Annotated in this window: 10 protein-coding genes, 3 tRNA genes and 1 pseudogene; 7 read left to right on the forward strand and 7 right to left on the reverse strand. The window is 49.7% G+C overall.

The genetic code is table 11. The features are described 5' to 3' along the window. Positions 1 to 107 precede the first annotated feature (107 nt). The 4 genes from prfC to GF617_RS05765 form a co-directional block, all read right to left on the reverse strand. A complete protein-coding gene (prfC, locus tag GF617_RS05750) occupies positions 108 to 1,697 on the reverse strand; it encodes a peptide chain release factor 3 (protein WP_181622149.1) in 1,590 nt (529 codons plus the stop codon). Between the two features lie 91 nt (positions 1,698 to 1,788). Then, complete coding sequence (gene yjjG, locus GF617_RS05755; protein ID WP_181622148.1) at positions 1,789 to 2,466, reverse strand: pyrimidine 5'-nucleotidase; 678 nt, start codon at positions 2,464 to 2,466, stop codon at positions 1,789 to 1,791. 17 nt (positions 2,467 to 2,483) lie between these two features. Continuing rightward, the gene (gene rimI / locus GF617_RS05760) at positions 2,484 to 2,927 is read right to left on the reverse strand and encodes a ribosomal protein S18-alanine N-acetyltransferase (RefSeq protein ID WP_181622147.1); all 444 of its coding nucleotides are present in this window, start codon (positions 2,925 to 2,927) and stop codon (positions 2,484 to 2,486) included. After that, positions 2,896 to 3,309, reverse strand: a complete 414-nt coding sequence (locus GF617_RS05765; protein WP_181622146.1) for a DNA polymerase III subunit psi — start codon at positions 3,307 to 3,309, stop codon at positions 2,896 to 2,898. The genes rimI and GF617_RS05765 overlap by 32 nt, the downstream gene beginning before the upstream one ends. Positions 3,310 to 3,411: 102 nt before the next feature. On the opposite strand from GF617_RS05765, the gene rsmC reads away from it, so the two are divergent. The 4 genes from rsmC to GF617_RS05785 all read left to right on the forward strand — a co-directional run bounded on the left by rsmC (position 3,412) and on the right by GF617_RS05785 (position 4,915). Next, positions 3,412 to 4,440, forward strand: coding sequence for a 16S rRNA (guanine(1207)-N(2))-methyltransferase RsmC (gene rsmC, locus GF617_RS05770; protein ID WP_181622145.1), 1,029 nt, complete (start codon positions 3,412 to 3,414; stop codon positions 4,438 to 4,440). Positions 4,441 to 4,595: 155 nt separating this feature from the next. Continuing rightward, positions 4,596 to 4,682 (forward strand) — tRNA-Leu (locus tag GF617_RS05775). 28 nt (positions 4,683 to 4,710) lie between these two features. Further along, a tRNA-Leu gene (locus tag GF617_RS05780) sits at positions 4,711 to 4,797 on the forward strand. 31 nt (positions 4,798 to 4,828) lie between these two features. Continuing rightward, a tRNA-Leu gene (locus GF617_RS05785) sits at positions 4,829 to 4,915 on the forward strand. 42 nt (positions 4,916 to 4,957) lie between these two features. Here the strand turns inward: GF617_RS05785 and GF617_RS05790 are convergent. Beyond that, on the reverse strand, positions 4,958 to 5,188 hold the full coding sequence (locus GF617_RS05790; RefSeq protein ID WP_181622144.1) for a DUF1435 domain-containing protein: 231 nt from the start codon (positions 5,186 to 5,188) through the stop codon (positions 4,958 to 4,960). Between the two features lie 254 nt (positions 5,189 to 5,442). Between GF617_RS05790 and GF617_RS05795 the strand changes: the two genes are divergently transcribed. Further along, a complete protein-coding gene (locus GF617_RS05795; RefSeq protein WP_203451275.1) occupies positions 5,443 to 6,507 on the forward strand; it encodes a GGDEF domain-containing protein in 1,065 nt (354 codons plus the stop codon). 95 nt (positions 6,508 to 6,602) lie between these two features. Continuing rightward, entirely contained in the window at positions 6,603 to 7,391 is a 789-nt protein-coding gene (gene fhuF / locus GF617_RS05800) for a siderophore-iron reductase FhuF (RefSeq protein ID WP_203451276.1), read from the forward strand. Between the two features lie 83 nt (positions 7,392 to 7,474). On the opposite strand, the gene GF617_RS05805 is transcribed toward fhuF, so the two are convergent. Then, positions 7,475 to 8,818, reverse strand: coding sequence for a PTS sugar transporter subunit IIC (locus GF617_RS05805; protein ID WP_181622141.1), 1,344 nt, complete (start codon positions 8,816 to 8,818; stop codon positions 7,475 to 7,477). Positions 8,819 to 9,147: 329 nt separating this feature from the next. On the opposite strand from GF617_RS05805, the gene GF617_RS05810 reads away from it, so the two are divergent. Next, positions 9,148 to 9,606, forward strand: coding sequence for a YbaK/EbsC family protein (locus GF617_RS05810; RefSeq protein ID WP_181622140.1), 459 nt, complete (start codon positions 9,148 to 9,150; stop codon positions 9,604 to 9,606). A gap of 38 nt (positions 9,607 to 9,644) precedes the next feature. Here the strand turns inward: GF617_RS05810 and GF617_RS27055 are convergent. Beyond that, a pseudogene (locus GF617_RS27055) lies at positions 9,645 to 9,752 on the reverse strand (bgl operon transcriptional regulator BglJ); the annotation flags it as partial. Positions 9,753 to 9,826 lie beyond the last annotated feature (74 nt).

Raw genomic sequence — 9,826 nt, forward strand, 5'->3', positions numbered from 1 at the left:
AAATAAGCAAACAACAGAAAAGTCGGGCGATTTAAGAACATTCCGCAAGGGATTAATAAGGCAGGAAATTACAAAGAGCACGGCGATTGCCGTGCTCTGAAAGGGGATTAGTGTTCGCGGGTTTTACGGAACTGGACGTCAGGATAACGTTCCTGAGTCAAATTCAGGTTTACCATTGTTGGAGCGATATAGGTCAGGTTATCACCACCATCCAGTGCCAACTGGATTTCGTTCTTACGCTTAAATTCTTCGAATTTCTTGACGTCCGAACATTCAACCCAACGCGCAGTGGCAACGTTCACCGATTCGTAAATCGCTTCAACGTTGTATTCACTCTTAAGACGCGCAACCACCACATCAAACTGCAGTACCCCCACAGCACCGACGATGAGATCATTGTTCGCTATCGGGCGGAACACCTGCACCGCACCTTCTTCAGAAAGCTGAACCAGGCCCTTCAGGAGCTGTTTCTGCTTCAACGGATCGCGCAGGCGAATGCGGCGGAAGAGTTCTGGAGCAAAGTTCGGAATACCGGTGAACTTCATCATCTCGCCCTGGGTGAAAGTATCACCGATCTGGATCGTACCGTGGTTGTGCAGGCCAATGATATCGCCCGGATAAGCTTCCTCAACATGCGAACGGTCGCCTGCCATAAAGGTCAGCGCATCGGAAATCACAACATCTTTACCGGTGCGTACCTGACGCAGCTTCATCCCTTTTTCATACTTACCGGATACGACACGCATAAATGCCACACGGTCACGGTGTTTCGGGTCCATGTTCGCCTGGATTTTGAAGACAAAACCGGTGAACTTTTCTTCCTGTGCTTCCACTTCACGCGCGTCGGTTTTACGCGGCATCGGACGCGGGGCCCACTCAATCAAGCCGTCAAGCATATGGTCGACACCAAAGTTACCCAACGCAGTACCAAAGAACACAGGTGTGATTTCGCCGGCCAGGAACAGATCTTTGTCAAACTCGTGGGATGCCCCTTTCACCAGTTCCAGCTCGTCGCGCAGTTGCGCGGCCAGCTCTTCACCCACCGCCTTGTCCAGATCCGGGTTATCCAGACCTTTAACAATGCGCACTTCCTGAATGGTGTGGCCCTGACCCGTCTGATACAGATAGGTTTCGTCTTTATAGAGGTGATAAACGCCCTTGAACAGCTTACCGCAGCCAATCGGCCAGGTAATCGGCGCACAGGCGATTTTCAGCTCACTTTCAACTTCATCCATCACTTCCATCGGATCACGGATGTCACGGTCAAGTTTGTTCATAAAGGTCAGAATCGGCGTATCACGCAGACGGGTAACTTCCATCAGCTTACGGGTACGATCTTCTACACCTTTCGCGGCATCGATCACCATCAGACAGCAGTCCACCGCCGTAAGAGTACGGTAGGTATCTTCGGAGAAGTCTTCATGGCCTGGGGTATCCAGCAGGTTTACCAGGCAGTCGTGATACGGGAATTGCATTACGGACGTGGTGATCGAAATACCACGCTGCTTTTCCATCTCCATCCAGTCAGATTTCGCATGCTGGCTGGAGCCACGGCCTTTAACCGTTCCCGCCGTTTGAATCGCCTGTCCGAACAGCAATACCTTTTCGGTAATGGTCGTTTTACCGGCATCCGGGTGAGAAATAATGGCAAAAGTACGGCGTTTCGCCACCTCTTGCAGATAAGGAGACAACGTCATAATTAAATCTTCTTATATAAGCGCGGCAGCAGGCCACGCATCATGGAATACGAAATTGCGGCTATTTTACCCATCAATAGGGGGCAGGCAATCATTGTTTACACAGGAGTTGCTCCAGTTCGTTCAATGATGAGACGGTCCAGGTTGGTTTAATACCATCTGGCAATACGCGGTTGTGTGCATTTAGCCACACTGTCGCTAACCCTGAATTATTCCCGCCAAGGATATCCGACTCCGCTGTATCCCCCACCATCAGCACACGCTCACGATCAGGATGACCCGCTTGTTCCAGTGCATAATCAAAAATACGCGGATCGGGTTTTGGTACACCCACTTGTTCAGAAATCACCAGTGCATCAAAGTGGTCACGCAGTCCTGTTCGCTCAAGGCGGATCTGTTGTAATGCAGTAAACCCATTGGTGATGATCCCAAGCTTCGCTTTACCTTTTAACGATGCCAGCAGGGAAACGGCGCCCGGTAACGGGGCGCAAATCTCAGCCATCGCATTAAGAAATGCGTCATTCAGCGCACCCGGCGTCACGTTCAGACGTTCAGCCCAGCTTTCAAAACGCTGATGTTGCAGTTGTAACGCGGTGATAGCCCCATTCTGGTAATCGACCCACAGTGGCTTATTCACCGCCTGATAGTCCTGAAAATCCTCAGCGGTAAAGGTAATGCTATAGTCCAGAAACATCCGCTGTAGACCGCCAAACGAATCAAACGTAAACAGCGTTTCGTCAGCGTCAAAGAAAATCCAGTCCCAGTTCATCGTTACAACCTTTTTCGTTATCCAATCGGTAAGGCCATGATAATGGCATCTTCGCGACCTTCCGCTGTAGGGTAGTAATTTCGGCGAATCGTTGCCTCGTTAAAGCCTAAGCTTTCATAGAGTGCGATGGCAGCAACGTTAGATGCCCGAACCTCCAGCCACAGCGTAAACACATCACGTGTTTCCAGCTCACGAATTAAAAACTCCAGCAGTTCCCGACCCAGCCCACGGCGCTGAAACGCAGGATCGACAGCGATATTAAACAGCGTCGCTTCATCGAGAACGACCTGAGTAATGGCGAAAGCTGCCATTGTGTTATCGACATCCAACCGATAGTTCAGATAACGCTCGCCTTGATTACTGGCAAACGTTTTTTCGCTCCATGGAAAGGAATGGGCGCGCTTTTCAATAGCGAATGCCTGCGTTAAATCAGACGGTTTGAGGGAAGAAATTGTGTTCATATTCGCAGATTTGTTGCCACAGCGCGCGTCGCGCTACAGGGTTTTCCTTTAGTTCGTCAAGCGCCGGGGACACCAGGCGGCCACCTTCTAGCGCGATCGCTTCCGTTCCGCCAAGCCGCCAGCTATTACAGCGACTCCCATGTGGCAACATCGCCACGCGATCCGGAGTCAACAACACGACCTGATCAGGGGTAAGCGCCAGCGCGCGTAATACATCGCTGATCACTACTTCTCCGGGTGCTGGCGGTTCATCAGCCACTATCACCAGGCGAACATGTTCAGGAAGGGAAATGGCAATTTCACCCTGCAGTGCCGTCGGGCGGCGCAGGGCCCACTGAGTGATCCCCAGTTGCTGCAACTGCCACTCTCGTCGGGATGTCATAGTGAAAACTCCTGTCTGTCAGGCGCGCAAATATACCAAACCTGTCGTATCTGCGCCATCAAACTACTATAATCGCCGCCAGTGTTTATCGAGGAACAATTCATGTCTGCATTTACCCCGGCAAGTGAAGTCTTGCTGCGTCACAGTGATGATTTCGAACAAAGCCGTATTTTTTTTGCCGGAGATATGCAGGACGACCTGCCTGCCCGTTTCGAATGCGCTGAGAGCCGCGCACATACTCAACAGTTACACCACTGGCAGCTTTTAAGCCGCCAGATGGGCGAACGTGTTCGCTTTAGTCTGGTCGCTGAACAACACGATGTGGCAGATTGTGACACACTGATCTACTACTGGCCTAAGAACAAACCTGAGGCTCAGTTCCAGTTGATGAACCTGCTCTCTTTGCTGCCGGTTGGTTGCGATATCTTCGTTGTCGGTGAAAATCGCAGCGGCGTTCGCAGTGCCGAACAAATTCTGGCCGAATACTGCACACTGAACAAAATCGACAGTGCCCGTCGCTGTGGCCTGTATCATGGCCGTCTGGAAAAACAGACGACATTTGATGCGGAAAAATATTGGGGTGAGTACCAGCTTGATGGCCTAACCATTAAAACCCTCCCGGGCGTCTTTAGCCGTGATGGTCTGGATGTCGGGAGTCAGTTGTTGCTCTCTACACTGACTCCGCATACCAAAGGTAAAGTGCTGGACGTTGGTTGTGGTGCGGGGGTACTTTCCGTTGTCCTCGCCAGCCATTCGCCCAAAGTACGTTTATCACTGTGCGATGTAAGCGCACCGGCCGTTGAAGCCAGCCGTGCAACGCTGGCCGCAAACGGCATTGAAGGTGATGTCTATGCCAGCAATGTCTTCTCCGACATTACCGGTCGATTTGACATGATCATCTCTAATCCACCGTTCCATGATGGGATGGAAACCAGCCTTGAAGCAGCACAAACACTGATTCGTGGCGCGGTGCGTCATCTGAATAGCGGTGGTGAGCTGCGTATCGTTGCCAACGCCTTCCTCCCGTATCCGAAGATCCTGGACGAAACTTTTGGCTTCCATGAAGTGATTGCGCAGACGGGCCGCTTTAAAGTCTATCGCACCGTGATGACGCGTCAGGCGAAAAAATAATCCTCCTTGCCCGGCAGCAACTCTGCTTGCCGGGTAACTTAAATGTCCATTTTTGCATCAATCAAAACACCCTACACAATTTTCTGTTGACGAAAAGCTGAAAACATCTAGAATGCGCCTCCGTGGTTACGATACTTTTACAGTATCGATGGTATGCGATGGTGGCGGAATTGGTAGACGCGCTAGCTTCAGGTGTTAGTGTCCTTACGGACGTGGGGGTTCAAGTCCCCCCCCTCGCACCAAAAACCATGTTGATATTGCTCGCACTGGGCGAAGGTGGCGGAATTGGTAGACGCGCTAGCTTCAGGTGTTAGTGTTCTTACGGACGTGGGGGTTCAAGTCCCCCCCCTCGCACCAACGAGGCGATATCAAAAAATAAGATGACTGTGCGAAGGTGGCGGAATTGGTAGACGCGCTAGCTTCAGGTGTTAGTGTTCTTACGGACGTGGGGGTTCAATTCCCCCCCCTCGCACCAATTATCTTATTTCTCTTCTGATGTTCACCCAGATATTTTCTATCATTTCAAACTCATCATTATCACCAGCATGCCACTGATTAGTGCAACGCATGACGGCAATAGTACGAAATGCCTCAATTGCTTGTGCCAAATCATTGCAGACGTAATCAGCAATCCAGACACAATAATCACTTTCCAGATGGTGATGGAAAGATCGGCATACATCAGCCCTCCGATGATCATCCCAGGCAGCAACACACCCCAACCACTTCCCAGCGCCCTGCTCAACATGGTTTACCCTCTGGATACGATAATAATAACCAATATCATATGATAACAATTATCATTTGTCAGCATCCATAATCAGAATTCATCGACCTTTACCTTTCCTATAATGACAGGAAATGCCTAAGGTGATAAATTGCTCACCTGTTAACTACCTATAATGTTTCGCAGATAATAACAATACGATTTTTTTGCACTCACTATTTTCCAGTAGCACCTATTTGTTTGTTTTAATTAAATTTTAATAAAAACGCACTAATATGACATCACAATCCTGGCGGTCTTTGCTCAACAAGAAATATCAGTTATCTTTACGTTTGTTTTTATTTCTGAACGCTACCTCGGCAATGTTCTCGGTAACAAATCCGCTCTATTCGGTGCGCTTGCTCTCTGTGCCCCTGTTTGTGATTTTCACACTGAGCGCAGGTTTACTGTTTTGGCACTGGAAATACGCATCTAAAAAAATCAATATTCCTGTTGTTTCAACACTCTTTGGTTTTTTATGGGCCTGGCAAATCGCCTATAAATTTTCGCTTATTACGCACAATCATGCGACCTATTTGATGTTGGCACTATTAAGTGTTCTTTTTATAGGATCGCTGGCTTTCGCAAGTAACATCAAAGCGTTTACCCTGCATTCATTGCCAACGTTTATTACCTGCCTGTGGTTAAGTAACCACGAAGAGTGGCTGCGAATGACATACTCTCTCGCGTTGCCAATGGTGGCTATTGGCATTCATCATGTCCTACAGCGTCGCAACGATCATTTCGCTCAGCAGTTGCTATATCAACTGCTTGAAGAACGGGAAACACTCACCGATCTCAGCATGATGGATCCTCTTACGGGTCTGTATAATCGACGTGGCTTGCAAAGCCGTTTAAAGAATCTTCCGGCTCCGGACACCGGGGAACATTTTGTTCTCTTGCTGGATATCGACCACTTTAAAGCCTACAACGACCACTACGGTCATATGATGGGCGATCAAGCCCTGATACGCGTCTCTGCCGCGATCCGTGATGCGGTGCGTTCACGAGATATCGTCGCCCGCTTTGGCGGGGAAGAGTTTATGGTACTTCTGACCAACATTTCCCTCGAGAATGCACGCCAAACAGCCGAACGCATTCGTCAGAAAGTGTACGATCTGAAAATCCCGCATATGTTCAACGAAAGTGTCGCCACCAATGTCACTATCAGCATTGGTATCGCTATTTTTGAAGGAGAAGATGTGGAGATTGCTCTGGAAAAAGCCGATAAAGCCCTCTACGAAGCTAAACATATGGGGCGCAACAATATTCTGTTGAGCGAAGAGCTGGAAACCATTTAGCAAGCACTTTGCCCTCCAGGACAAAAGACTTGCGATCGCCATGCGCTATAGCTAGGATTGGCAATCATTATCATTTAGATTTCCACCCAATTACTATGGCCACTCGTACCGCACAAGCCGTTGACCCAATACTCTGGCGAGCCCGTCTCTCCACCGGGGAAAATACACTTGCAGACGCGATACGTAGCACCATTGCCAGCACTCGCGCCCATCTGCTGGATTTTATCAAGCTGGATGAGCCACACCCACATCAGGCCATGACGCTGACGCAGTGGCGTCAACCAGCGGAACGGCAGTCCTTGCTGGCCGTGTATTCTGACCATATCTATCGCAATCAACCGACTCTGCCACGGGAAAACAAACCGTTGCTGTCTCTTTGGGCACAGTGGTATATCGGCCTGATGGTTCCCCCAATCATGGTTGCACTGTTAACCCAGGATGTCATGCTGGATCTCTCACCTGAGTATTTTCATGTCGAGTTTCATGAAACCGGGCGAGCAGCCTGTTTCTGGATCGACGTTAATGAGGACCGGCTTGCCCCTTCGTTGTCCGCTCAGGAACGTATGGAGCAGTTAGTCACCCGCACACTCACCCCGGTTATCGATGCGCTGGAAGAGACGGGAGAGATCAACGGGAAACTCATCTGGAGTAATACCGGGTATTTAATTCACTGGTATTTAACGGAAATGAAACCCTTGCTAGGTGATGAGAAGGTTGATGCATTGCGTCAGTTCTGCTTTTTTACAAAGCAGCTTTCGGATGGCCGTGATAATCCACTTTTCCGCACCGTTGTACCGCGTGATGGGCTTCTGGTTCGCCGCACCTGCTGCCAGCGTTATCGCCTTCCTGATGTACAGCAGTGTGGCGACTGTACACTGAAGTAATCACAGGCGGCCAGATACCCTCTCCGTCAGGAGAGGGTAAAAACACAAAAGACGGCAACCTGGAGTTGCCGTTTTGCGTTTGTCTATGCGACTTGCTGGCTCTCTTCTTCTGCACGTTGCGCCTCTTCTGCTTCCTGCGCTAACAGCTGCTTCTCATACACTTTAAAGAATGGGTAGTAGATGATAGCGGAGACCAGCGCCAACAGCACCACCAGTACGGCTGCGCGGAAATCCCACCCAAGCGCCCATGCAGCACCGACAGGTGCAGGAGCCGTCCAGGGGACAACAGAGATCACACGTCCAATCAGATCCAGCTTCATGGCAGCCCACGCCAGCACAGCGTTGACCATAGGAGCCAACAGGAATGGGATAAAGAATACGGGGTTCATGACGATCGGCGTGCCAAAAATCACCGGTTCGTTAATATTAAAGATGCTCGGTACAACGCTCAGACGCCCAATCGAACGTAAGTGCGCGGAGCGGCTACGCAAATAGCAGAACACCAACCCCATCGTTGCACCCGATCCCCCAATCACAATAAAGAATGTCCAGAACGCTTCCATAAAGATATGTGGAAGCGGCGCGCTTTGTGCCAGCGCTGTCTGGTTCATCCCAAGATTGGTCAGCCAGAACATCTGCAGCATCCCGGAAACAATCGCCGCGCCATGGATCCCCGCAAACCAAAGCAAGTGACCAATCAACACCGCCAGCAGAATCGCCGGTAAAGAGTCAGCGGCAGAGACCAGCGGTTTAAAGATAGACATAATGGCCTGTGGGATCAGCATATCAAACTGAGACTGGATCAGCAGGCTCAGAGGATACAGCGTCAGCACAACCACAAGCACAGGAATCAACAAATCAAAGGAGTTCTTGATCATCGGCGGAACCTGTTCAGGCAGGCGAATACCGATGTTATGTGCTTTCAGGAAACGCATCATCTCAACACAGTAGATTGCCACCAAAATCGCGGTAAAGATCCCTGTGCCGCCCAGGCTGTCTACCGGCAATGTACCTTTAGTTTTTGGTGCAGCCACCAGCAGAAACGCCATCAGCGACAACATTGCACACATAAAAGGGTCTAGCTGGTGCGACTTAACGTAGTGTTTGCCAAGGTTATAGGCTATCGCCGCACAGATGTAGATGGACATGACGCCCATTGTCATATCAAAAGGCGTCAGAATTTGGCCTTCAAATTGCTTCGCCATATCCAGCCAGGCACGGGCAAACCCCCAGGTCGTATCTGGAGAAAATGGAGGGTAAGCAAACACTAACAAGAACGAACCCACAATCATAAACGGCATTGCGGAAATAAATCCGTCACGAATGGCCATAACATGACGTTGTGAGGAGATCCGCCCGGCAATCGGGCTTACGTAATTCTCAACGAAGCGGAATATCAGATTAAACGCAGCATGGTTGGCAGACATAGCAGATCTCCTGTCAGACGTTTGTATCGGGCGTATTCACGCCACACGTTGTTCCATAAATCAGCTTCACAACCTTGCTGGCTCTTGTACCAGCGGTACAGCTCAAACGGAATGGTTTCATAATTTGCTCTTATTATTGGATACAGGGGAAGTTACAGCATCAGTATTAATCTCCCTTTCACGCTTCTGCAACCGGTTACTGTAACCGGTTTCCGTGAATGTGAAGGCGATCCAGAAATCGGCCATATGGGATATTTGTTACTTAAGAGATATTTACAGAGCATAATTTCTTATGACAGATTACGCAGGATATTTGTCAGGAGGAAACAATGAGTTTGCAGTCTGTACAGCAATTTTTTGCCGACAACGCTCCGGATATTGAGGTGATAGAGCTCAATCAAAGCACAGCCACTGTTGCTTTGGCCGCTGCCGCTCACCGCGTTGAACCAGGTCAAATAGCCAAGACGTTATCGCTAAAAGTTAAAAATGAAGTGATTCTGGTTGTCGCAAAAGGGGACGCTCGTCTGGATAACAAAAAATTGAAAGACACGTTTGGCGCGAAGGCGCGCATGCTCAGTAGCGATGAAGTGGTCATCGTGACCGGACATCCGGTTGGAGGGGTATGCCCTTTCGGACTGGAAAATCCGCTGGCAGTGTACTGTGATATATCGTTAAAACAGTATTCAGAAGTGTTACCTGCCGGTGGCGGGATACACAGTGCAGTGCGTATTTCGCCGGAAAGAATGGCCGAACTGACATCAGCGAAATGGGTGGATGTCTGCATTTAGCCACGACGCCAAAACAGGTCTGGCGCGCGGCAAAATTGTTAAGAGAAAGCTGGAACAGTTAACGCTACACGACGAAAATCTACCGCCGGAAGATGCGTCAGTATATCTGCCGCATCCAGCAACCCCACATCAGAATTGACACCTAGGGAAGGTGCGAACAAGTTCCTGATATGAGATCATCATATTCATCCGGAGCGCATCCCAGAGGGACATCATGAGC

The sequence above is a fragment of the Lelliottia sp. RWM.1 genome, assembly GCF_016859735.1.
GTDB lineage: Bacteria > Pseudomonadota > Gammaproteobacteria > Enterobacterales > Enterobacteriaceae > Enterobacter.

Excerpts from the sequence above, each read along its gene's own strand:
- prfC (WP_181622149.1), bottom strand. The coding sequence starts at position 1,697 with ATGACGTTGTCTCCTTATCTGCAAGAGGTGGCGAAACGCCGTACTTTT.
- yjjG (WP_181622148.1), bottom strand. The coding sequence starts at position 2,466 with ATGAACTGGGACTGGATTTTCTTTGACGCTGACGAAACGCTGTTTACG.
- rimI (WP_181622147.1), bottom strand. The coding sequence starts at position 2,927 with ATGAACACAATTTCTTCCCTCAAACCGTCTGATTTAACGCAGGCATTC.
- GF617_RS05765 (WP_181622146.1), bottom strand. The coding sequence starts at position 3,309 with ATGACATCCCGACGAGAGTGGCAGTTGCAGCAACTGGGGATCACTCAG.
- rsmC (WP_181622145.1), top strand. The coding sequence starts at position 3,412 with ATGTCTGCATTTACCCCGGCAAGTGAAGTCTTGCTGCGTCACAGTGAT.
- GF617_RS05790 (WP_181622144.1), bottom strand. The coding sequence starts at position 5,188 with ATGTTGAGCAGGGCGCTGGGAAGTGGTTGGGGTGTGTTGCTGCCTGGG.
- GF617_RS05795 (WP_203451275.1), top strand. The coding sequence starts at position 5,443 with ATGACATCACAATCCTGGCGGTCTTTGCTCAACAAGAAATATCAGTTA.
- fhuF (WP_203451276.1), top strand. The coding sequence starts at position 6,603 with ATGGCCACTCGTACCGCACAAGCCGTTGACCCAATACTCTGGCGAGCC.
- GF617_RS05805 (WP_181622141.1), bottom strand. The coding sequence starts at position 8,818 with ATGTCTGCCAACCATGCTGCGTTTAATCTGATATTCCGCTTCGTTGAG.
- GF617_RS05810 (WP_181622140.1), top strand. The coding sequence starts at position 9,148 with ATGAGTTTGCAGTCTGTACAGCAATTTTTTGCCGACAACGCTCCGGAT.